Annotated in this window: 1 protein-coding gene; it reads left to right on the top strand. The window is 68.0% G+C overall.

Annotation, left to right across the window (positions count from 1 at the left end):
• Positions 1-6: 6 nt before the first annotated feature.
• On the top strand, positions 7-503 hold a 497-nt coding region (locus BEK98_RS47660), incomplete at its 3' end, for a protease inhibitor I9 family protein (RefSeq protein WP_208643455.1).

Genomic DNA, 503 nt, shown 5'->3' with positions numbered 1-503 from the left:
CCCCTCTTGACGGCGCATCACAAACGCATAAGCAAGGCCAAGACCGTCACCGCGATCGCGGCCGCCGCAACCGTCGTAGGCACGGCCCTGTACGTGTCCCCTGCCGCCCAGGCCGGACAGCCTGCGGAAGGCAAGGTCTACGGCCTGCACGCCGAAGGAGCCGTGGCCGGCAGCTTCGTCGTCCTTCTGGACCAGAAGGCTTCCGCTGCCGAGAAGAAGGACCTGGCCACGGAGTACGGCGGCAGGATCAGCCGCACCTTCGGCTCGGCGGTCAACGGTTTCTCCGCCGACAGCCTCACCGAGACGGAGGCCAAGCGCCTCGCCGCCGACCCCGCGGTCGCCACGGTGGTGCAGAACAAGAAGTTCCACATCGACGCCACCCAGGACAACCCGCCGTCCTGGGGCCTGGACCGCATCGACCAGACGGACACGGCAGGCGACCACAAGTACACCTACCCGGACAAGGCCGGGGAGGGAGTGACCGCGTACGTCATCGACACCGG

Origin of the sequence: Streptomyces diastatochromogenes, assembly GCF_002242805.1 — a bacterium.
Lineage (GTDB): Bacteria > Actinomycetota > Actinomycetes > Streptomycetales > Streptomycetaceae > Streptomyces > Streptomyces diastatochromogenes.
This window is presented reverse-complemented; position numbering and strand designations above follow the sequence as displayed.